The following is a 22,544-nucleotide window of genomic DNA, read 5'->3' as shown; positions in this document are numbered from 1 at the left end:
TTTCACGTAGGGCGGATTAGCGCAGCGTAATCCGCCATGAGCCGCCACGGACTTGGCCAGCGTCATCGACACAGCATACCCCGGTGTTGCCAGAAATGACAGTGGACAGAACGTCTAAGCGTCGGTTTGCGGCGGCTTGGGCGCGCGCGGCAGCTTGACCGGCCGCATCGGCGGCAGCTTGCCGCCGTTGGCGATCCAGTGCCGGTACACGCGCAACGCCACCTGGGCGTCGTCGGCCGCGTACAGGATCTGTTTGTCGTTCAGGCGCGGCAGCGCCCAGTTGGTGGTGGAGATCTTCTTGGATTTTTGCAGCTTTTGGCCGAAAAACTTGGCCACCGCCGTCTTGGCGCCGAGGTCGTTGCGCTGACCCGGCGAGCGCAGCGCCACCGACAGGTCCACCACGCCGGCGGCGCGGATCGCCAGTTTGGCGTGCAGCCGCTTGACGTCGTCGGACAGGCCGAAACCGACCTTCAGCGGCGCCGGCTGTTCCAGGACGGCTTGCAACAGTTCGAGCGTTTGCGCCGACGTGCTGGCGCCGATCTGGAACAGATAGGCTTTGTCGTCGGTGGAGAATTGAATCAGGTGGGGGCCGGTCGAGGTCTCGCCCTTGACGAAGGTCGGCTTCGACTCGGTGTCGAAGCCGATGGCGTCGGCCGCCAGCAGGGCGGCGCGCGCGGCGAGCGCGTGTTCCGGCGTCGTCACCAGTTGCACATCGGCGATGCGCAGGCCGACGTAGGGCGGAAGCTCGGCCTCCGCCGCCGGCGCGTGCCGCGCATTCGGCAACTGAGTGGGCAACTCGGCCAACTCAGCCCTTGCGCGAGAATTTCGCGGTCAGCTGGTTCAGCTTGTCGGCGCGCACGCGGGCCGCTTCTTCGGCCGCCGCCGCGTCGCGTTCTGCCTTCTTGCGTTCGGCTTCTTTCTTGAAGCGCTCCTGCAATACTTGTGTGGCGTGGGCGCGATGGGTATCGGTGACTTCGGCGCCGGGCGTGCCGTCGAGGTCGTGGCGCACCTTGGCTTTTTCCATCACTTTCAGATAACGCAGCGAGCCGGTGTGGATGCCGAGCGCCGAGCGCATGGTCTTGCGGTCCAGTTCGGGCATGATCGCCAGGATCTGCTTGTCGATACCGATCGACAGCGGCAGAAAATCGCGGAACGCCGGGAATTGGGTTTGCAGCTGTTTCAACAGGGTGCGCGGGGTCAGGGCCGCGGTGGCCGGAGCGGATGCGGCTGGCTCGGTCGCCAAAGGCTGAGGGGTAAGGCTAGTGTTCATCGACTTCGTAGGTTAAGCAAGAGGCGCCAGCATATCATGCGCCCCCCGGGATTGCAGTGCCTTTTAGGCTACCGTGCCGGTTTGCTCACACCCAGGCCAACGGGAGATGGACGGCAGGTGCGGCGGCGGCCTAAAACGTGTATAATGCTTGACGCACCAATTGCAGGGCGGTGCGTTTCAGTTTGGTACAGGATGCGATTCGGACGGTCTGACAGGGGCGCGTGCCCTTGTTATATGGTTTTAGGATGTCGGATATGTGATTTATTCATTATCCTGATGTCTCGCTATACGGCATACTTTGCCCTCTCCTCATTCTTCACTGAAAAGAGAAACAAGCCCGTTGTTGGAAGCGGGCTTTTTTTATTCCGCAGATAATCGTCAGCTAAATTACAACATTTCCATCCATGCGCACTGGTAACGGTCGGCGCGGGCTATGGCATTTTGTATTTTCTGGCGAATACGCATTGAGAGACTTTTAATGACAAAAACGCCGAAAACTTTAACGTTGTCCGTCAAGACCGCCCGCACCAGCTCCGCTCCGCTGGTGGTGCCAAAGACGACTCTATCCTATGTGATCGATAATGCGCAAGAGGCAGCGAGCAAAGTAACGGTAGTCAAGAAAAAAACGCGTCTGAGCGCCGCCGCCGAAGCGGCCCAGGCCGAAGCGCAGGTGGCCGTCGAGTCGCCGGTCAAGGCCGTCAAGGTGGCGCGCAAGGGCGCGCTCGCCGGCGCCGTCGCGGCCGACGAGCCGGTCGCCGACACGGTGGTGGTCAAGGCCGCGCCGAAGTCCAAACTGGTCAAGGCCGCCAAGGCGGAACCGGCGCCGGTGACCATCGTCACCGCCGGTCCGGCCGTCAGCCAGGTCACCGACGCGGCCACGCTGGCGTCGATCGACACCTCCGGCTATCTGCTGCCGAGCGTCAAGGTGCCGGGCCGCCGTGGCCGCAAGCCGTCCGAATTCACGCCCGAGAACGATGAAGTCGCCGCGTTGAACGCCGTCGAGCGCGCCGAACTGAAGGCCGTGTCGAAGGCGCGCGAGCGCAAGGCCAAGGGCGGCGCCGCCGACATGCTGGGCATGGACCCGAAAAGCTCGGCAGAGGACCTGGAACGCCGCCGCAACCAGATCAAGAACCTGATCAACATGGGCAAGGAGCGCGGCTTCCTGACCTACGCCGAGATCAACGACCAGTTGCCGGAAAACATCGTCGATCCGGAAGCGATCGAAGGCATCATCGCGACCTTCAACGACATGGGCATCGCCATCTACGAGCGCGCCCCGGACGCCGAATCGTTGCTGCTGACCGACAGCGTGGCCACCGTCACCTCCGACGACGAAGTGGAAGCGGCCGCCGCGACCGCGCTGTCGACGGTCGACTCCGACTTCGGCCGCACCACCGACCCGGTTCGCATGTACATGCGTGAGATGGGCGCCGTGGCGCTGCTGACGCGCGAAGGCGAGATCGAGATCGCCAAGCGCATCGAAGGCGGCTTGAAGGACATGATCCAGGCCATCTCCGCCTGCCCGACCACGATCGCCGAGATCGTCGCGCTGGCCCGCAAGATCGAAGCGGACGAGCTCAAGGTCGATGAGGTGGTGGACGGTTTCGTCGACCTGAACGAAGCGAACAACGCCCCGGCCGTGGCCGCCGCGCCGGCCGCGCCGTCGGACGACGACGAGGAAGAGGAAGAAGAAGTCGAGGAAGAAGACGGCGACGCCAATGGCGGCGCGGCCGGTTTCTCGACCGAGCAGCTGGCGCAGCTGAAGAAAGCCGCGCTGGAAAAGTTCGACGTCATCTCGAGCCAGTACGACAAGATGCGCAAGGCCGCCGGCGGTTACGGTTCGAAAGCCTACGTCGCCGCGCAGGAAGCCATCTCGGCCGAACTGCTGGGCATCCGCTTCACCGCCAAGGTCGTCGAGAAGCTGTGCGACACGCTGCGCGGCCAGATGGAAGAAGTGCGCCACATCGAGCGCGCCGTGCTGGAGCTGTGCGTGAACAAATGCGGCATGCCGCGCGCCCACTTCATCAAGGTGTTCCCGGGCAACGAGACGGACCTGGACTGGGTCGACGGCGAAGTCGATTCGGCTTATCCGTACAGCGCCATCCTGGGCCGCAACGTGCCTGCGGTGAAAGAGCTGCAAAAGAAGATGATCGACCTGCAAGCACGCGTGGCGCTGCCGCTGGCCGACCTGCGCAAGATCAACAAGCAGATGGCCGCCGGTGAAAAACGCGCGCGCCAAGCCAAGCGTGAAATGACGGTCGCCAACTTGCGTCTGGTGATTTCGATCGCCAAGAAGTACATCAACCGTGGCCTGCAGTTCCTGGATCTGATCCAGGAAGGCAATATCGGTTTGTTGAAGGCGGTCGACAAGTTCGAATACCGTCGCGGCTACAAGTTCTCGACGTATGCGACCTGGTGGATTCGCCAGGCCATCACCCGTTCGATCGCCGACATGGCCCGCACCATCCGCGTGCCGGTGCACATGATCGAAACGATCAACAAGATGAACCGCATCTCGCGTCAGATCATGCAGGAAACCGGCAGCGAGCCGGATCTGGCGACGTTGGCCGTCAAGATGGAAATGCCGGAAAACAAAGTGCGCGAAATCATGAAGATCGCCAAAGAGCCGATCTCGATGGAAACGCCGATGGGCGAGGACGGCGATTCGCAGCTGGGCGACTTCATCGAGGACAACACCACGTTGGCCCCGCTGGACGCCGCGCTGCACGCGTCGATGCGCAACGTCATCAAGGAAGTGCTGGATTCGCTGACCCCGCGCGAAGCGAAAGTGCTGCGCATGCGCTACGGCGTGGAAATGTCGAACGACCACACCTTGGAAGAAGTGGGCAAGCAGTTCGACGTGACGCGCGAGCGGATCCGCCAGATCGAAGCGAAGGCCATGAGCAAGCTGCGCCAGCCGTCGCGTTCGGACAAGCTGAAGACGTTCCTGACGCAGAACTAAGCGTCAAGCGGACGAAAAGAAAAGGGGAGGCCATGTGCCTCCCTTTTTTCGCCTAAAGAGAGCTTGGAGACATGTAGCGCGGATTCCTGTACTAGCTCAGGCTTGACCTGACACGGACGGTCGGATGGAGTTGACGTTCTGACGGGCCTCTACCGGCCATCAGCAGATGGCTAGTCAAATGTGACAATGCGTGAGTTTTCTTGGCGGAAAATTTGTTATCGTTGACATCCTCTCCGTACGCTTTTCGATACAACTGCTTACCGAAAGGCTACCGCTGGGTTTGATGAGGTTCTTGCCAAAAAAATCGACGATATGCAGACCGTTTTCAAGGAGGTTCGCATACCGGTTCAGCAGTTCCGCACTGAGGATAAGGCGACGGTTGCAATCATCTTTGAGCGCGTAAATAGACAAGGTGTTCCTCTTGATACCCTTCAGCTTCTGTCTGCTTGGACATGGAGCGATGACTTTCAACTTCAAGGGCAATTCGGGGAACTAGCTGAGCAGTTGGAGCCGTTCGGCTTCGGAAACATGGCTGACGATTCTAATCTGATACTGCGTTGCTGCTCCGCCATCTTGGGCGGAGACGCCTCACCCGAGTCGTTGATGTCCCTGACGGGACTCAGCGTTAGAACACGCTTCAGGAGGTCTTAAATGGAATACGTGGCGCGGTCGACTACGTTCGCACTAACTTCCAAGTTTACTCGCTTGGCAATCTTCCATATCCAAACCTTCTTGTTCCTCTTTCAACATTTTTTGCTATGGAAGGCAACAAGGAAATCAAGTATTCAGACCAGCAGCGCGCTGTGATTAACCGATGGTTCTGGCGAGCCTGCTTCGCGAAGCGATACAGTAGCGGCTTACTGCGCAACTTGAACATTGACGTGGAAGAAATGCGAAAACTCCGCGTGGGGAAGCCTTCCGGGGCACCTATTGACTTGGGCGAAAAACTTCGCCAGAGTAATCGAGCGGAGTTCCATCATTTGATGCCCAAAGCGTTCGTTCAAACCTTATCCAATTCAGCTCATAGCGTGAATTGCTTAGCTAATTTTGCATTTATTTCGCGTGCTGATAATCGCCTCTTAGGTGGCGACCGACCAAGCATTTATCGGAAACACATGCCCGTTGACTCTTCTAATATTTTTAAAAGAGCGCTGAGTCCGGAAACTGAATTGATGAGTGACGATTTCGACGCCTTTATCAAAGAACGTGCTAAAGTTCTTAGGTCAGCGGCTGAAGCTCTTTGCGTATAACAATATCATCCTGCAAAGCATCGGCTAATTGTTCTGCGTGGATATTGCATTCCTCTACTATTCGCATTAGGGCGGATGGTGTCGGTCGTCGAACGTCGGATAGAAGGTCAAGCAGGTAAAACGTTCCTCCCCGGGGTGGATTAGCGGACTTGGCCCGCTAATCCACCCTTCGTGTCTCCTGGGTATCCGACGTATCCAATGCGGCGGCGGCCGCCTCCGCCATCGCCCGATACCCGCGATCGTTCGGATGCAGATGATCGCCGCTGTCAAAGGCCGCCAGCAGCCGCGAAGGCTGCTCCGGATCGCGCATCAACCTATCGAAATCGACAACCGCGTCAAACTCGCCCGAGCCGCGTATCCACGCATTGACCTCCTGCCGTTTGGCCTCCGCGGCGGCCGTATGCACAAACGGCTTGCCGACCCCGCCATACGGCAGCAAAGTCCCCCCGAAAACCTTCACGTCTTGTCCATGCGCCTGCCGTATCAACGTCCGCATGCCATCGATAATCTGCCGCGCCGACACCTGCTCGGCCGGCGACGCCAGCATATCCCCGGCGCTGATGTCGTTTATCCCTTCGTGCAGCACGACCCAGCGCACACCCGGCTTGTCCAGCGCATCGCGCTGAAAGCGCGCCAGCGCGCTCGGCCCCACGAACGGCTTGCTGGGACCATTCAGCAGCCGGTTGCCCGCGACACCGGCATTGACGACGGCGATCGACGACGACGTCAAACGCGCGGCAAGCAGGTCCGGCCAGCGCGCGTTGGCATCCTCCTTCGAGCCGATGCCATCGGCGATCGAATCGCCAACCACCACGATGGCACGCGCGTTGCCGCCCGGGGCCACCTCGACATCGGTCAGGAAATAACGGCTATCGTCGGTCTCCGTCACCGTGAAGCCGGGTGCGGCCGTCGCATCGGCACCGCGCACGATGTAGGCGGTCTGCATGCCGGCGCCGTGGATGGTGGAGACGGCCGCGCCGCCAGGCAGATACACGCTGACCGCCAGTTCCCGCAGCGGCGCCACGTCGATGTCGACCGGGTCGCTCAAGACGCTGTCGCCCTTGGCGATGGTCACCGCCGGCTGGCCGTCGAAGGTCAGCGCGCGATCGCTGCCCGGCGCGATGGACGCGCCGGTCGTCCGCAACGCCACATGCGCGGCGCCGATGCCGACAGGACCGGCGCCGTGCAGATTGGACAGGCGGATGCGCACGCTGCCGCCGCCGACGCTGGTGCGGACGATCTGGCGGATCGTCTGCGCCGGCAGCGACGGGCCGGCGCTGTCCGGCGCGGCGGTCCAGGTGGTGACCCAGTTCGACGGCGTCGTCGACCAAACCGGCGACATGCTCCCCGTCAGCATGAGTAGAAGGGTCGCTGCGGGGCGCAGACATACGAGTTTCATTGATCGATCCCATGACTGTTAAAAATACAAGTTCCCCAGTCTACGGAAGTCATGCCAAAGGATCAACGCGCGGGGCCGCATAGTGGGTATGCGCGCGCGGCATGGCGGGCGCGCCGCTCAGTCGGAATTGAAGTGCGTGACGCCGTGGTCGAAACGGTGCAGCACCTCGAAGACCTGATGCCGGAACCATTGGTGCGCGGGATCGTGGTGAGTGCGCGCGTGCCACAGCAGCCAGTAGCGGTAGACGGGCGCGTCGAACGGCAGCGGCTGCCAAACGACGGGCGCCTGCGCCGCCAGTTTGATCGCGATATGCTCGGGGATCGTCAGCAGCAGGTCGTTGTCGCTGACGATGCGCAGCGCCGACGAGAAAAACGGCACGGTCAGGCGCACGTCTCGGCGCAAGCCTTGTCGCGCCAGCGCCTGCTCGACGAAGCCGTCCTTGTCGCTGCCGCCGGTGATGCGCGCGTGGGGCCAGCGCGCATAATCGGCCAGCGTGAGGGTTTGGCGCGCCAGCGGGTGCGTGGCGCGCATGGCGCAGACCGGCCGGTCCTCGCCCATGGCGCGGCCGTGCAGATTGTCCGGCACTAGGTCGGCGATCGTGGCCACCAGATCGACGCCCTCGTCGCTGAGCAAGCGATAGTAGCCGGGTTCCCACAGGTGGAAGGCGACGCCGGCGCGCGGCGCGCTCGACGTGATCGCCTCGACCAGCGGCGGCAGCATGTGGTCGGCCAGGTAGTCAGAGCCGGCGATCGAAAAGGTGCGGGAGCAGATGGCGGCGTCGAAGGAAGGGCTGTCCATCATCGACTCGAGCGTGAGCAGCGTGGCCTTGAGCGGCCCGCGCATCGCCTCCGCCCGCTGTGTGAGCAGGAAGCGCTGGCCCTCGCGTATCAGCAGCGGATCGTCGAACTGCGTGCGCAACTGCGCCAACTGGCGGCTGAGCGCGGACTGGGTCAGTCCGAGCATGGTTGCCGCCAAGGTCAGGTTGCGGGTCTCCAGCAGCGCGTCGAGCGAGCGCAGCAGATTTAAGTTCGCTATTTTTTCCACGGGGTCTGGCCGGCCGCGCTGGCCTTAGCGAAGACCTCTTGTTCGTAGTCGAGGTAGGCGCGCAGCATCGGGCGGTAGGTCGATTCGGCGATCTGCGGCGAGAGGCCGTTCTGCTGGGCCAGCGCCTTCGCTTTCTGTACCACCGCCTCGGCGCGGGCCGGCACTTCCACGTGGGTCGGGTCGGCCTTGAAACGGGCGGCCTCGTGGACATAGCGGCCGCGTTCGGCCATCAGGCGCACGATGTCGTGATCGATGCGGTCGATGTTCGCGCGCACCTCGTCGATCGATTGGCAGCAGGCGCCGTTGTCGACGGTCGGGCTGCCCCAAGGGGCCGGCTTGGCCGTCGCCGGCTCCTGCGCATGGGCCGACGCGGCGGCCAGCAGGACAACAGTCAAAAGGGATATGCGCATGAAGACTCCGGTTGAAAAGGCGATGGGCGCGATTCTACCGGTTTTCCCGGCGTTTATTGCATGAACCAGCCGTGGCTGACGACCAGCGATTGGCCAGTCAGCGCGTTCGACGGGAAGCTGGCGAACAGCAGCGCGACTTCGGCGACGTCTTCCACCGTGGTGAATTTGCCGTCGACGGTGTCGGCCAGCATGACCTTTTTGATGACGTCGTCCTCGGAGATGCCCAGGCTCTTGGCTTGCTCGGGGATTTGCTTGTCCACCAGCGGCGTGCGCACGAAGCCGGGGCAGATGACGTTGGCACGCACACCGTGCTCGGCGCCTTCCTTCGAGACGGCCTTGGCCAGCCCGATCAGCCCGTGCTTGGCCGTGACGTAGGCGGACTTGAGCTTGGAGGCTTCCTTCGAGTGCACCGACCCCATGTAGATGACGCTGCCGCTGCCGGCCTTGTACATGTGCGGCAGGCAGGCCTTGGTGGTGAGGAAGGCGCCGTCGAGGTGGATCGATAGCAGCTTTTTCCAATCCTCGTAGGGGAAGTCCTCGACCGGGTGGATGATCTGGATGCCGGCGTTGCTCACGAGTACGTCGATTTGGCCCCAGGCGGCGATCACTTCGGCGACGCCGGCATTCACTTGCGCTTCGTCGGTGACGTTCATGGCGACGGCCATCGCCTGTTTGCCGGCGGCCTTGAGCTCGTCGGCGGTGGCCCGGGCCGCTTCCAGGTTGAGGTCGGCGATGACGATCTTGCCGCCTTCGCGCGCGTAGATCAGGGCGATTTCCTTGCCGATGCCACTGGCGGCGCCGGTGACGACGCAGACTTTGTCTTTCAGTTTCATGTGCTGGCTCCTTGGGTTGGGTGATGTCGGGACATTACACGCCATGCGCTGTCGCATGTCGATGCTCCGACGTACAGTGCACGCCCTGGCTGAAGGGAGGGTTAAAGTGCGCCACATGTTGAACCAAAATCCGCCGGGGAGGCACGTAGGGCGGATTAGCCGAAGGCGTAATCCGCCATGCATGCTCCGTCGGCGGCTCATAGATGGCGGATTACGGCGTTCCGCCTAATCCGCCCTACGTGTTTCCGTGGATCTCATCGTGGATCGCACGGTGACACGGACGAAGGCGCCGCCCGTGTCGACGTTGCCCATCTCCAACGCCGCGCCGATGCGCATGGCGCGTTCGCGCATGCCGACCAGGCCGAAGTGGCCGCGCCGCTTGCCTTCGTCGAGGATGTCGTCCGGGATGCCCTTGCCGTCGTCGCGCACCCGCAAGGTCAGCGCGTCAGCGCCGAAGTCCAGTTCCACCGCGATCTCCCCGGCCTCGGCGTGGTGGAAGGCGTTGCCGATCGCTTCCCGGCCGATGGCGAACAGGTCGTCCCGCAGCGCCGCCTCCAGCGGGTACGGCGTGCCGCGCACCTCCAGGCGGAAACGCGCCGGCAGCACTTCGGCCAGGCCGTTGCCGAAACATGCCAGCGCCTCGGCCAGCGTTTCGTTGCCGTTCGACGCCGAGCGCAGCCCCATCACCTCGTCCCGGCCCTCGACCAGCGCCCGTTCGATATAGCCGATGCCGCGCTCCATCGCGGCGCGCGCGGGCAGGGCGGGCGGGATCTGCTCCATCGCCGCCTGCATCATCAGGATCGTGCCTTGCGCCTGTTGCAGGAAGGTGTCGTGCAGCGCGCGGGCGATGCGCTCGCGCTCGCTCAGGCGCTCCAGCTGGCGCGCCTCGATCAGCCTGGCCACCTGCGCCAGCCGCCAGCGCCACGCCAGCGCCACCAGCAGGATCAACAGCGTCCCGCACAGCAGCTTGAACCACACGCTTTGCACAAACGTCGGCGACAGCTCGATGTCGAGCGCGGCGCCGTCCATGTTCCATACGCCGTCGCGGTTGGCGGCGATCACCTGGAAACGGTAGCGGCCCGGCTGCAGGTTGGTGTAGAACGCTTCGCGCCGGCCCTCGGCGTTTTGCCAGTCCTGGTCGACGCCATCGAGTTTGTAGCGGAAGGCCCCGCGCTCCGGCACCGACAAGCCGAGCGCGGTGAAGGCGATGTGCAGGTTGTTCGCCCCCTGCGGCAGGCGCAGCGGCTTTGCCGCGGCGTAGCGCTTGCCGTTGCTGGAGACCGAGATGATCTCGACCGGCGGCGGGATCGGGTCGCGGCGGATGGTCCCGGGCGTGATCAGCATCGCGCCGCTGGTGGTCGACAGCCACAGCTTGCCGTCGCCGGCCTGCACCATCGACGGGAACGGGCCGCTGGGCTGGACGGTGCCGGTCAGGCCCTCTTCATTGCCCAGCAGTTCGTACGCCACCCTGGCGCCGTCGCGCACGAAGGCTTTGAGCTGGTCGGCGGGGATGCGGAAGGCGCCGTCGTGGCCGTGCAGCCAGAGTTCGCCGCCGTCGGTGGCGACGATGCCGCTGATGCCGCGCAGCTCGTGGCCGTCGGCCGCCAGCAGCGGCACGAAGCGCTGGCCGTCGTGGCGCGCCACGCCGGATTCGCCCGCCACCCATAAATTGCCGTCGCGCTCGTAGATGCACAGCACGTTGCCGATGCGCAGGCCGTGCTCGGCGCCCATCAAGTCCACCTTGCCGCCGTCGACGACGGCCATGCGGTTGCCCTGGTAGCCTATCCACAGCCGGTCGCGGCTGTCCGACAGCAGCGACATCACCCGCAGTTTCGGCAGCGACGGGTAGGGCTGCTCCCACTTGCCGTCGCGGTGGCGGAACAGGTCGTAATTCAGATAGCTGGCCCACCAGTCGCCGTTGCGGCTGCGCGCCAGAGCGTAGATGGTGGAACTGTCGCGTAGCGGCCCCGGCGGCGAAGGGATCAGCGTTACACCGGACCGCGCCGCCTGCCAGATGCCCTTGTAGCTGCCGAGCGCGCGGCCGCCATCGCCCGCCGCCGAACTCCAGAAGCCACTGTCGAGGGTGGCGTGCTGGCGGCCTTCGGCGTCCATCAGCCAGGCGCTGGTGCTGAAGTTGCTGAGCCAGACCTTGCCGTCGACGTCGGCCGCCAGTCCCGGCGTGACGATCGGCTGGTCGCCCGGGAGCGGCAACGCGCGGTGGCGGCGGAAGCGATCGAGGCCGGTCGCCGTGCCGAACCAGATATTGCCGTCGCGGTCTTCAAAAAAGGTCTGCGGACTCAGCCCGCTCAAGCCTTGGTCGCGCGTGAGGCGCTGGCGTGGATCGGGAAACACGTCCGGCAGCACGCGCTCGACGTGGGTATCGCTCGCCAGCCACATCGTGCCGGCGCGGTCGAACCACATGCCGCTGCCGGGCAGTTCCGGCCGGGGCGGCCTGGCGCCGGCCGGCGGTGGCGTTTGCGACAGGCGATAATTGGCGTCGACGCCGTTCGATACCCACACGGTGCCGTCGGGCGCGGCGGCCAGCGACGCCAGTTCGATGTCGCCGGGGCTGGCGACGCGGTAGCGCGCCTCGCCGGCGCGGCGGTAGTAGACCTTGCTGGAGGTCGAGACCCATTGCGTGCCGGCGCGGTCGAACAGCACCTGCCAGATGGCCTGCGGCGGATCGAAGCCGCTGTCCGGGCCGATCCGCACCCAGCGGCCGCGCGCGCGGTCGAGCCAGGCCAGGCCGCGCGCCGTGGTGGCCCACAGTACGCCGTCCGGGGCGGTGGTGAAGCTGTGGGCGGCGCCGGGCGGGAAGCCGTTGTCGGCGCCGTAGTGGGCGGCCTTGCCGTCCTTGAACACGCTGGCGCCGCCGAAGCGGTAGCCGACCCACAGGCCGCCGTCGGGCGCGGTGTGCAGCGGCAGCACGATGGTCGACAGCAGCGGCTGGCCGCCGACCTGGTCGCGGCGCTCGAAATTAACGCCGTCGAAACGGTACAAGCCGGTGGGCGTGGACAGCCACAACCAGCCGTCCGGCGTTTGCGTGATGGCCTGGATTTGCGCCGGCGCGCCTTGGGCGGCGGTCCAGGCGCGGTGCGCGTAGTCGCCCAGCAGGCGCGCGTGCTGGGCCGCCCGCGCGGGCGGGGCCGGGCAGGTCAGTGCGCACAGCGCGGCCACCATCAGCAAGCGGGCGCGCAGGAGTGTCCAACTTGCGATGATGTCCATGACAAGGAGCATAGCGGATTTCAATCAAACCAGAATGAAGATGGCGAAAAAACGCCCCGATGATCGGTCGGGGCGCTGGTCCTTCAGTCGACGGCGGTGCGGCTTAGCCGGTGTTGCGCAAGCCGGCCGCGACGCCGTTGATCGACAGGTGGATGCCGCGGTGGACCCGCTCGTCCGTCGCCTTGGCCGGGTCGATCGTCAGCGCGCGGTGGCGCTTGATCAGCTCGACCTGCAAGTGGTTCAGCGGATCGAGGTAGGCGATGCGGTTCTGGATCGAGCGCGCCAGCAGCGGGTTGCCCGTCAGGCGCTCGGAGGCGCCGGTGATGTCCTGCAGGATCGTCAGGGTGTTGGCGTGCTCTTCGGTGATGCGCTTGAAGATGCGGTCGCGCAGTTCCTTGTCCTGCACCAGGTCGGCGTAACGCGAGGCGATCGCCAGGTCGGTCTTGGCCAGCACCATGTCCATGTTCGACAGCAGGGTGGCGAAGAACGGCCATTCCTTGAACATCGACTGCAGCTGGGCCAGGCGTTGCGGCCTGTCGCCGTCGGCGACCCAGGCGCCGATGGCGCTGCCGAAGCCGTACCAGCCCGGCAGCAGCAGGCGGCACTGGCCCCACGAGAAGCCCCACGGGATCGCCCGCAGGTCCTCGATGCGCTTGGTCGACTTGCGCGAGGCCGGACGCGAACCGAGGTTCAGTTCGGCGATCTCGGCGATCGGCGTGGCGCTGAAGAAGTAGTCGGTGAAGCCCGGGGTCTCGTAGACCAGGTTGCGGTAGGCCTTGTAGGCGCGGTCGGAGATCTCCGCCATCACCGTCTCGAACTCGCGCAGCCGCGCCAGGTGCGCGCTGTCTTCCGACTGCGGCATCAGGCTCGCTTCCAGGGTCGCGGCGACCAGCAGCTCGAGGTTGCGGCGGCCGATGTCCTTGTTGGAGAACTTGGAGGCGATGATCTCGCCCTGCTCGGTCAGTCGGATCTGGCCGTTGACGGTGCCGTGCGGCTGGGCCAGGATGGCCTCGTAGCTCGGACCGCCGCCACGGCCGACCGTGCCGCCCCGGCCGTGGAACAGGCGCAGCTTGACGCCGGCTTTTTCGAACACCGTCACCAGGTGGGTTTCGGCCTTGTACAGTTCCCAGGTCGAGGTCAGGAAACCGCCGTCCTTGTTGGAGTCCGAGTAGCCCAGCATGACTTCCTGGATCTGCCCCTGCTTGGCGATCAGGCCCTTGACCAGCGGCAGCGCCATCACCGCTTCCATGATGCCGGCGGCGCGTTGCAGGTCGGGGATGGTTTCGAACAGCGGGATGACCATCAGGTCCAGTTCGGCCTCGGTGCGACCGTCGCCTTCGCCGGCGGCGATGCGCAGCAGGCCCATCTCTTTTTGCAACAGCATCACTTCCAGCAGGTCGGACACGGTTTCCGTGTGCGAGATGATGTAGTTGCGGATCGCGCGGGCGCCGTAGCGGTCGCGGATCTGGCGCGCCGCGCGCAGCACGCCCAGCTCCGAATCGGTCTCGTCGGAGTAGTCGATGTACGGCGAGTACAGCAGGCGCGGTTGCGACAGCTCGCTCAGCAGCAGCGCCACCTTGGCGTCCTCGTCGAGCGCGGCGTAGGCGGGCTCGCCGCCGGCCTTGGCGAACAGCTCGGCCAGCACGCGCTCGTGGATGTCGGACGACTGGCGCATGTCCAGCGACGCCAGGTGGAAGCCGAAGATGTCGGCCGCGCGCTTCAATGTCGACAGGCGCGGGCGCACCAGCACTTCGCCGTGGTTGGCGGTGAGCGACTCGACCAGCGTGTGCAGGTCGGCCGAGAATTCGGCGGCGCTGGCGTACGGCTCGGCGTGGCCCACTTCCTTGCGCAGGATGTTGGTCGCGCCCAGGGCGCGGGCGGTGCTGGCCAGGCGCGCGTAGATGCCGATCAGGGCGCGGCGGTATGGCTCGTCGGCGCGGTGGTCGGAGGTGTCCGGCGACTGGTCGGCCAGCGCCTGCAGGGCGGGGGTGCAGCCGATCATCAGGGTCGAGATCGACAGCTCGGCGCCCAGGGTGTGCGCCTCTTCCAGGTAGAAGTCGAGGATGGTGGTCGCCTGGCGCACCAGCGCGTGCTGCATGGTGCCGCCGTTGACGTTGGGATTGCCGTCGCGGTCGCCGCCGATCCAGCTACCCATCTGTACATAAGGCGCGTTGATCGGCTTGACCTGCGGTTCCTGGTCGTCGGTTGGCGCGCTGCCGTAGTGGTGCGCGATGTCGCTTTCGATGTCGTCGTACAACCCCGGCAGTTCGCGCAGGAAGGTGGTGCGGTAGTAGGACAGCGCGTTTTCGATCTCGTCGGCCACGGTCAGCTTGGTGTAGCGCAGCATGCGGGTCTGCCACAGGGTGGCGATGCGCGCGCGCAGCAGGTGCATGTTGGCGGACTTTTCCTTGGGCGTCAGCGGCAGGTCGCGCTCGGCCAGCAGGCGGGCGATGTCGTGCTCGGCGTCGAGGATGGATTTGCGCTGCACTTCGGTCGGGTGGGCCGTCAGCACCGGGGCGATCAGCGCCTGGTCGAAGAACTCGCCGACGGTTTGCCCGCTGACGCCGGCTTCCTTGAGCTTGCACAGCGCGAAGCTGACGCTGCCTTTCTGGGCGTTCGAGCCGGCCAGCAGGTGGGCGCGGCGGCGGCGGATGTGGTGCTGGTCCTCGGCGATGTTGGCCAGGTGCGAGAAGTACGAGAATGCCCGTACCACCGAAATGGTTTGCTCGCGGGTGAGGATCTTGAGCATGCCGTCCAGTTCCTTGGCGGCGCCGGCGTCGGCCTCGCGGCGGAAACGCACGGCCGTTTGACGGATGGTTTCGACCACGGCGAACACTTCCTCGCCCTCCTGGTCGCGCAACACGTCGCCGAGCAGGCGGCCGAGCAGGCGGATATCTTCCTTAAGGGGCGCGTCCTTGTCTACTTCGGTGGCCGCGCCTGGTTGTTCAGCGATGTTGTCGTCGATTGCACTAGATTGTTTTGCCATGTGATAAGCCGCAAAGATGTGAAATGTCGGTGCAAAGGCTGGTAGCCCGGTTCTGCATGAAGGTGAGCATGATAAAATTTGTGATCTTAAACACGCGCGATTTACTGGCCAGCGCCGGTGAGCGTCAGCTACAGCGAAAGAACTGGTTTTGAAAACATCCGAAGTGGTCCAAACTCCCCCGTCCAGATTGGTGATCGCGTCGCGGGAGAGCCGCCTGGCCATGTGGCAGGCCGAGCATGTTCGTGAACGCTTGACATTATTATATCCGCAGTGCGATGTCAAAATTGTCGGAATGACGACAAGAGGTGATCAAATTCTGGATCGCACCCTGTCGAAGGTGGGCGGCAAGGGCCTGTTCGTGAAGGAACTGGAAGTAGCGATGGCCGAGGGCCGTGCCGATCTGGCCGTCCACTCGCTCAAGGACGTGCCGATGGAGCTGCCCGAGGGCTTCGCGCTGGCCGCCGTCATGCAGCGCGAAGACCCGCGCGACGCCTTCGTCTCCAACGACTACGCCACCCTGGCCGACCTGCCGCCGGGCGCCATCGTCGGCACCAGCAGCCTGCGCCGCCAGGCGCTGATCGCGGCGCGCTATCCGCACCTGATCATCAAGCCGCTGCGCGGCAACCTCGATACCCGCCTCGCCAAGCTCGATCGCGGCGACTACAGCGCCATCATCCTGGCCGCCGCCGGCCTCAAACGCCTGGGCCTGCCGCAGCGTATCCGCGCCGTGCTGGCGCCGGAGGACAGCTTGCCGGCCGCCGGGCAGGGCGCGATGGCGATCGAGATCGCCGAGCGCGACGACGGGCTCGATCTGAAAGCCTTGCTGGCGCCGCTCAACGACCTGGCCACCGAGCAGGCCGTCACGGCCGAACGCAAGGTGTCGAAGGTGTTCGGCGGCAGCTGCCAGATTCCGCTGGCGGCCTACGCCACCGTCGATGGCGGCCAGATGCACCTGCGCGCAATGGTCGGCACGCCCGATGGCAGCCGCGTGGCCAGCGCCGAGGTGCGCGGCCCGGCCGCCGATCCCGAGGCGCTGGGCCTGCGGGTGTCCGAACTGCTGCGCGCGCAGGACGCGGTCGGCATCCTGGCCGCATGCCTGAGCGACGCCGCCCAGGCCGAGGAGGAGGCGCGCTCGCGCGAGCTGAACGCCGACGGCTCGACCGGCGCCCGGCCGGTTTGATGACCATCGGATGACCCTGGGATGACCGGTATCGTCGTCATCACCCGTCCCCTGGCGCAAGCGCGGCCGTTGGCGGCCCGCGTGGCCGCGCTGGGCCGCGAGGTCGAATTGCTGCCGCTGCTGGAGATCGCGCCGCTGCCGGACCAGTCGGCGTTGCGGGCGGCGCTGGAGCGGCTGTGCGCGCCCGAGCCGGCCTACGCGATGGTGGCGTTCGTGTCGCCCAACGCCATCGACGCCGCCTTCGCCCATATTAAACAGTGGCCGGCCTGCGTGACGGCCGCCGTGGTGGGCGAGGGCAGCCGGCTGGCGCTGGCCGCGCACGGCGTCACGCCGGACAAGTTCGACATCGTCAGCCCGGCCGACAACGGTCACAGCGATTCCGAACATCTGCTGCAAACGCTGGATCTGGCCGCGCTGAAGGACCGGCCGGTACTGATCGTGCGCGGCGAGAGTGGACGCGAGCTGATGGCCGACGGCCTGCGCGCGGCCGGCGCCAAGGTCGAGGTGGTCGCCGCCTACCGTCGTTCCGTACCGCACCTGACGCCGGCGCTGGAAGACACGTTGCGCCGGTTGCTCGGGCAACAAAACGACTGGATCGTCACCAGTTCCGAGGCGCTGCGCGGCCTGTGCGACCTCCTGGCCGAGCTCGATACAAAAAAAACCGGCGGCACACCCCCATATGTTGTATCGATGCAACAACAGCATTTGATCGTACCGCATGCCCGAATTGCCGAAACCGCAAGGAATTTGGGCTTTTCCCGTCTGACGCTCACCGGATCAGGCGACGAACGCCTGCTGGCCGCGTTACAATCACGCCTATGAACGATTTGCCTACATTACCCGACCCTGTCGCCTCGAACGCATCCGCCGCCGAGTCCCCGTCCGCGCCGCTGAAATCGCCGCCCGAGCCCCGGCTGCTTGATACGCTGCAGCAGCCGCGCATCCTGCTGGGCGGGGTGGTGGTGCTGGCCGTGCTGCTGGCCGCCCAGACCTGGTCGACTCATAACAAGATGGGCAAGCTGCGTCAGGAAATGGCGCTGCGCCTGCAAAAGGGCGACTCCACCAACGCCGAAACCGGCACCCTGGCGCGCGCCGTGCAGGAAACCAGCCGCGAACTGCAAATCAAGGTTGGCTTGCTGGAAAGCAAACAATTGGAGGCGCAGAGCCAGCAACTGGCGCTCGAGCAGCTGTACCAGGACCTGTCGAAGAACCGCGACGAGTGGGCGCTGACCGAGATCGAACAAGTGTTGTCGACCGCCAGCCAGCAACTGCAACTGGCCGGCAACGTGCCCGGCGCGCTGATCGCGCTGCAAAACGCCGACCGCAGCCTGTCGCGCTCGGACAAGCCGCAATTCATCACGATCCGCCGCGCCATCGCCAAGGACACCGAGAAGCTCAAGGCCCTGCCGAGCGTCGACTCGGTCGGCGTCGCGCTGCGCCTGGACAACGTCATCGCGCAGATCGACACCTTGCCGATGTTGTCGGACGAGAAGCCGACCCTGCCGGCGCCGCCGGAGAAGAAGGTCAAGCTCAAGCCGGTGCTGGACAAGAACGGCAAGCCGCTGCCGGTGGTTGAAGCGAGCGAGCCGAATCCATGGCTGCTGGCGCTGCAAAACACCTGGACCGGGTGGAGCACGGAAATGTGGACCGACGTGCGCCAGCTGATCCGCGTGCGCAGCGTCGAAACGCCGGACGCGCTGATGCTGTCGCCGACGCAGGCCTATTTCCTGCGCGAGAACCTCAAATTGCGCCTCTTGAATGCCCGCATGGCGCTGTTGTCGCGCAACGAAACCGCGTTCCGCGCCGACCTGATCGCCGCGCAGGAAGCGCTGGTCAAGTACTTCGACACCCGCGCCAAGAACACCCAGACCGTGCAGGCGCTGCTGCGCCAGGTGCAGACCAGCAATCTGGCGATCGAGATGCCGACCTTGTCGGATAGCCTGAACGCCGTGCGTAACTACAAAGCGAAGCAATAGCCATGCGATTATTTCTCTGGTTGGTCGCATTGATGGCAGCGGCCATCGGCATCGCCGTGACGGCGCGTTTCAATCCGGGCAACGTGGTGCTGTTCTACCCGCCGCACCGGATCGACATGTCGCTCAACTTCTTCTGCGTGCTGGCGGCGGCCCTGTTCGTGTTCCTGTACGCGGTGCTGCGCGCCTTGCGCGCCACCCTCAAGATGCCGGCCAAGGTGGCGGCCTACCGCCAGCAAAAGCGCGAGCGCGATGGCAACAAGGGCCTGCGCGAGGCGCTGAAGGCGCTGTTCGAAGGCCGCTTCGGCCACGCCGAAAAGGCCGCCGTGCGCGCCTCGGAATTGCCGGAGAACGCCGGCGTCGCCGCCTTGATCGGCGCCCGCGCCGCCCACCGCATGCGCCAGGGCGCGCGCCGCGACCAGTGGCTGGCCAAGCTCAACGACGACAACGTCATGAAGACGGCGCGCCTGATGACGATGACCGAATTGCTGGTCGACGACCATCAGCCGGAGGCCGCGCTCGACGCCGTGCGCGAGCTCAACGCCAGCGGCACGCGCCACATCCACGCCTTGCAATGGTCGTTGAAGGCCCAGCAGCAGGCCAAGAACTGGCCGGAAGTGCTGCGCCTGGTGCGCTCGCTCGACAAGCACCGCGCGCTGCATCCGGCGTTGTCGGCGCGGCTGCGCGAGCTGGCCTATGCCGACATGCTGTCGGACCACACCAACGACGCCGAATCGCTGCAGCGGGTCTGGGCGACGGTGCCCAACAGCGACCGTGTCAAGCCGTATGTCGCCTGCCTGGCGGCCACCGCCTTCAACGCGCGCGGCCTGCACGACGAAGCGCGCAGGGTGGCCGAGGAATCGCTGGCGGCCGACTGGGACGACCGCGTGATCCGCGCCTACCGCGAAGCGGCGGCGCCGGCCGGCTCGGCGGCGTTGCTGGCGCAGATCGAAGCGTGCGAGAAATGGCTGCACACGCGGCCGACCGACGCCGAACTGGCCCTCACGCTCGGCTCCTTGTGCCTGAAGCAGAAACTGTGGGGCAAGGCGCAGCGCTACCTGGAGCAGGCGCTGTCGGACGCGTCCGATCCGCGCATGGTGCGCGAATCGCACCTGAAGCTGGCGCAGATGCACGAAGCGCTGCAGCAGCCGGAAGAGGCCGCCAACCATTACCGCCAGTGCGCGCTGGCAACCATCCTTTAAAGTGAAATGACCCCGGATTCAAGCGCGCAAGGCCGGTTCCAGTGGAGCCGGCCTTTTTCATTTGGGGCTGGGTACGGTTGCGTACAGATGGTGGCGGCATTAGGGCGCACCATGGTTGCACTGGCCGATGGCTGGCTTCTCGTTCCATCGGCCCTCCGCAGCACCCCCACCTCAAGGAAAAATCCCATGTCGTTTCAACACGCAGTCGTCTGGCTCGACCAGACCGAAGCCCACGTTATCCATTTCACCCGTGACGACGCCGAGACCGAAGTGATCAAGACCACGTCGCAGCACCAGAAGGCCGGTGTCGTGAGCAACAACCGCGCCGAGGAAGACACCACCTACATGGACGAGGTCATCGCCGCCCTCACCGAAGCGAAGCAAATCCTGGTGGTCGGCCCCGGCCAGGAAAAGCTGGCGCTGATGCGCCACATGACCAAGCGCCACGCCGATACCGCCGACAAGGTCGTCAGCGTGGAAACGGTCGATCATCCGAACGACAGCGAGCTGCTGACCTATGCGCGCAAGTATTTCGTCAAGTCCGATTTGACCCATTAAAATTTCCGCACGGTAGTGCTGCAATGCACAAGCGCTCTGGACTTCGTTATAATTACGCAGTTAAACATTTGTCAGCACAACAACGAGGAACCCCATGAGCTTGAATAAAGTGCCTTCCGGCCGCGATTTGCCAAACGACTTCAACGTGATCATCGAAATCCCGATGAACGCCGATCCGATCAAGTATGAAGTCGACAAGGAATCGGGCGCGATCTTCGTTGATCGCTTCATGGGCACCGCGATGCACTACCCATGCAACTACGGCTACGTGCCGAACACCCTGTCCGACGACGGCGACCCGGTCGACGTGCTGGTGATCACCCCATTCCCGCTGATCCCTGGCGTGGTGGTGCGCTGCCGTCCTATCGGCGTGCTGAAAATGACCGACGAGTCCGGTGAAGACGCCAAAGTGCTGGCCGTGCCGGTCGACAAGGTACTGTCGATCTACAGCCACTGGCAGAAGCCGGAAGACTTGAACGAACTGCGCCTGCGCCAGATCCAGCACTTCTTCGAGCACTACAAAGACCTGGAAAAAGGCAAATGGGTCAAGATCGACGGCTGGTACGGCCCGGAAGATGCTAAACAGGAAATCCTGAACGGCGTCGCTTCGTACAACAAAGAATCGGCCGCCAACGCCTGATACACCGTCGGCTGAATCACCGGCCGGCAGCAAAAAGCCCCATGTGGCTTTGCGGGGACTTCGGTCCCGGCAAGCACACATGGGGCTTTTTTTATTCGGCCAGGCCGGGCCGGCTTATTCGCGGGTGGCGGCCTCGGCCTCGGCTTCGCGCCGCAAACGCGACATGTATTGCGGCGTGATGCCCAGATAGGAGGCGATCGCGCGTTGCGAGATGCGCGCCTCCAATCCCGGATATTCCTCGCGGAACGCCGCCAAGCGCTCTTGCGCCGAGGTCTCGCCGCTGCTGTAGGCGCGTTGCGCCAGACTCTGTAAACCGTGCATCGCGGCCTGAAGATGGTAATGTTGCAACACTTCATGCTGGGCGCGCAGGGCGCAGGACTGCGCCCAGTCCAGGGTGAACCCGTGGATGGTCGTCTCTGCCACCAGGAATTGCACTGCCGGTTGGCCGGTCTCGCCGGTGATCAGATCGGTCAGCGTGGTGGCCGATTCGCCCTCGCGGAAGAACCGCAAGGTCATCTCGACACCGTCACGATTGAAGAATCCGCTGCGGGCGACGCCACTGGCGAGCCAATGCACCTGCGTGGCCGGCACGCCGGCATGTTGCAGGTACTCGCCTTTGCGCGCGTGAAACGGCTGGGCGATCGTCGCCAGCAGATTCGTCACGTTGGTGTAAGACTCTTCACTGACATTGATTCGCTTCATCGTGGCGGACTTGAAGCGGTTCCGTTGTTTTATAAAATCTGCATTCATGCTGTGTGTGCCACATTCCTCATAAAACCATACAACGGGGCATAGAGTATAGGCTTGATTGAAAATGCTGTGAAGCAAACTGGTTTCATCTCTCGGGACAAAATTGTATCAACCTGATTTTAACCCGTGAATGAAATGTGGGTATTGTCCGGCACCGTTTGGGCGCACGCCGATGCGGCCGCGGGGCGGTTTGTGCCCGGGTACCTTCCGACGCCGAGGGCCGTATACCATTACAATAAAGGTCCAAGCTAATAGAAGGAGTTACACATGGACGCAAAAGCCTCCAAGATCGATATCGGCCTTTCCGACGAAAGTCGCGCGAACATCGCCGCCGGCCTGTCCGGCCTGCTGGCTGACAGCTACACCCTGTACCTGATGACCCACAATTTTCACTGGAACGTCAAGGGTCAGATGTTCAACAGCCTGCATCAGATGTTCATGACGCAGTACACCGAGCAATGGACCGCGCTGGACCTGATCGCCGAACGTATCCGCGCGCTGGGCTATCCGGCGCCGGGCACGTACACCGAGTTCGTCAAGCTGGCGACCATCAAGGAAGTCGAAGGCGTGCCGAAGGCGATGGAGATGGTTCAACACCTGGTCAAGGCGCAGGAAGCGACCGCGCGCACCGCCCGCAAGCTGCTGCCGCTGGTGGAGGGCGCGGACGATCAGCCGACCGCCGACCTGCTGGCCCAGCGCCTGGACACGCACGAAAAGACCGCGTGGATGCTGCGTAGCCTGCTGGAAGAGTAAAGCACGCAACCGAACGTGTCGTATGCGTAGAGTTGTTCCACGTAGGGCGGATTAGCGAAGCGTAATCCGCCATGCATGCGTGTCGGCGGCTCATGGAGTGGCGGATTAC

At 64.3% G+C, this 22,544-nt stretch carries 18 protein-coding genes; 9 read left to right on the top strand and 9 right to left on the bottom strand.

The features are described from left to right. Window positions 1–114: 114 nt before the first annotated feature. Window positions 115–795 (bottom strand): 3'-5' exonuclease, encoded by a 681-nt coding sequence (locus tag AC07P1_RS17945; protein WP_494697092.1) that lies wholly within the window; start codon window positions 793–795, stop codon window positions 115–117. A 10-nt stretch (window positions 796–805) separates the two neighbouring features. Further along, on the bottom strand, window positions 806–1,270 hold the full coding sequence (locus AC07P1_RS17940; protein ID WP_315219023.1) for a ProQ/FINO family protein: 465 nt from the start codon (window positions 1,268–1,270) through the stop codon (window positions 806–808). 478 nt (window positions 1,271–1,748) lie between these two features. Between AC07P1_RS17940 and rpoD the strand changes: the two genes are divergently transcribed. Both rpoD and AC07P1_RS17930 read left to right on the top strand, forming a co-directional pair. Beyond that, a complete protein-coding gene (rpoD, locus tag AC07P1_RS17935; RefSeq protein WP_494697091.1) occupies window positions 1,749–4,232 on the top strand; it encodes an RNA polymerase sigma factor RpoD in 2,484 nt (827 codons plus the stop codon). 758 nt (window positions 4,233–4,990) lie between these two features. After that, window positions 4,991–5,482, top strand: coding sequence for a hypothetical protein (locus AC07P1_RS17930; protein ID WP_494697090.1), 492 nt, complete (start codon window positions 4,991–4,993; stop codon window positions 5,480–5,482). 157 nt (window positions 5,483–5,639) lie between these two features. Here the strand turns inward: AC07P1_RS17930 and AC07P1_RS17925 are convergent, their stop codons facing one another. The 6 genes from AC07P1_RS17925 to ppc form a co-directional block, all read right to left on the bottom strand. Next, window positions 5,640–6,881 (bottom strand): SGNH/GDSL hydrolase family protein, encoded by a 1,242-nt coding sequence (locus tag AC07P1_RS17925; RefSeq protein ID WP_494697089.1) that lies wholly within the window; start codon window positions 6,879–6,881, stop codon window positions 5,640–5,642. A gap of 117 nt (window positions 6,882–6,998) precedes the next feature. Continuing rightward, on the bottom strand, window positions 6,999–7,925 hold the full coding sequence (locus AC07P1_RS17920) for a LysR family transcriptional regulator (RefSeq protein ID WP_494697088.1): 927 nt from the start codon (window positions 7,923–7,925) through the stop codon (window positions 6,999–7,001). Then, a complete protein-coding gene (locus AC07P1_RS17915; protein ID WP_494697087.1) occupies window positions 7,913–8,335 on the bottom strand; it encodes a chorismate mutase in 423 nt (140 codons plus the stop codon). Before AC07P1_RS17915 ends, AC07P1_RS17920 begins: the two co-directional genes overlap by 13 nt. Before the next feature lie 53 nt (window positions 8,336–8,388). Next, entirely contained in the window at window positions 8,389–9,168 is a 780-nt protein-coding gene (locus tag AC07P1_RS17910; RefSeq protein ID WP_494697086.1) for a 3-hydroxybutyrate dehydrogenase, read from the bottom strand. A 225-nt stretch (window positions 9,169–9,393) separates the two neighbouring features. Beyond that, the gene (locus AC07P1_RS17905; protein WP_494697085.1) at window positions 9,394–12,393 is read right to left on the bottom strand and encodes a sensor histidine kinase; all 3,000 of its coding nucleotides are present in this window, start codon (window positions 12,391–12,393) and stop codon (window positions 9,394–9,396) included. 103 nt (window positions 12,394–12,496) lie between these two features. Further along, on the bottom strand, window positions 12,497–15,379 hold the full coding sequence (ppc, locus tag AC07P1_RS17900) for a phosphoenolpyruvate carboxylase (RefSeq protein WP_494697084.1): 2,883 nt from the start codon (window positions 15,377–15,379) through the stop codon (window positions 12,497–12,499). Between the two features lie 163 nt (window positions 15,380–15,542). On the opposite strand from ppc, the gene hemC reads away from it, so the two are divergent. The 6 genes from hemC to ppa all read left to right on the top strand — a co-directional run bounded on the left by hemC (window position 15,543) and on the right by ppa (window position 20,932). After that, window positions 15,543–16,559 carry a hydroxymethylbilane synthase gene (gene hemC, locus AC07P1_RS17895; protein WP_494697249.1) on the top strand — a complete coding sequence of 339 codons (1,017 nt, stop codon included), beginning with the start codon at window positions 15,543–15,545 and terminating at the stop codon, window positions 16,557–16,559. 21 nt (window positions 16,560–16,580) lie between these two features. After that, entirely contained in the window at window positions 16,581–17,381 is an 801-nt protein-coding gene (locus AC07P1_RS17890) for a uroporphyrinogen-III synthase (protein WP_494697083.1), read from the top strand. After that, window positions 17,378–18,535: a uroporphyrinogen-III C-methyltransferase gene (locus tag AC07P1_RS17885; RefSeq protein ID WP_494697082.1), complete on the top strand. Its 1,158-nt coding sequence runs from the start codon at window positions 17,378–17,380 to the stop codon at window positions 18,533–18,535. The genes AC07P1_RS17890 and AC07P1_RS17885 overlap by 4 nt, the downstream gene beginning before the upstream one ends. A gap of 2 nt (window positions 18,536–18,537) precedes the next feature. Further along, entirely contained in the window at window positions 18,538–19,734 is a 1,197-nt protein-coding gene (locus tag AC07P1_RS17880) for a heme biosynthesis protein HemY (RefSeq protein ID WP_494697081.1), read from the top strand. Window positions 19,735–19,920: 186 nt separating this feature from the next. Further along, entirely contained in the window at window positions 19,921–20,292 is a 372-nt protein-coding gene (locus tag AC07P1_RS17875) for a translational machinery protein (protein WP_315218274.1), read from the top strand. Between the two features lie 94 nt (window positions 20,293–20,386). Further along, window positions 20,387–20,932 (top strand): inorganic diphosphatase, encoded by a 546-nt coding sequence (ppa, locus tag AC07P1_RS17870; protein WP_494697080.1) that lies wholly within the window; start codon window positions 20,387–20,389, stop codon window positions 20,930–20,932. A 114-nt stretch (window positions 20,933–21,046) separates the two neighbouring features. Here ppa and AC07P1_RS17865 read toward each other — a convergent pair whose 3' ends face one another. Then, window positions 21,047–21,634, bottom strand: coding sequence for a Crp/Fnr family transcriptional regulator (locus tag AC07P1_RS17865; RefSeq protein ID WP_494697079.1), 588 nt, complete (start codon window positions 21,632–21,634; stop codon window positions 21,047–21,049). A 315-nt stretch (window positions 21,635–21,949) separates the two neighbouring features. Between AC07P1_RS17865 and AC07P1_RS17860 the strand changes: the two genes are divergently transcribed. After that, window positions 21,950–22,435, top strand: coding sequence for a Dps family protein (locus AC07P1_RS17860; protein WP_494697078.1), 486 nt, complete (start codon window positions 21,950–21,952; stop codon window positions 22,433–22,435). Window positions 22,436–22,544 lie beyond the last annotated feature (109 nt).

The sequence above is a fragment of the Duganella sp. GW821-FHT07F09 genome (genome assembly GCF_059418705.1).
The sequence above is the reverse complement of the archived record's forward strand: the minus strand, read 5'-3'. Positions and strand labels throughout refer to the sequence as shown.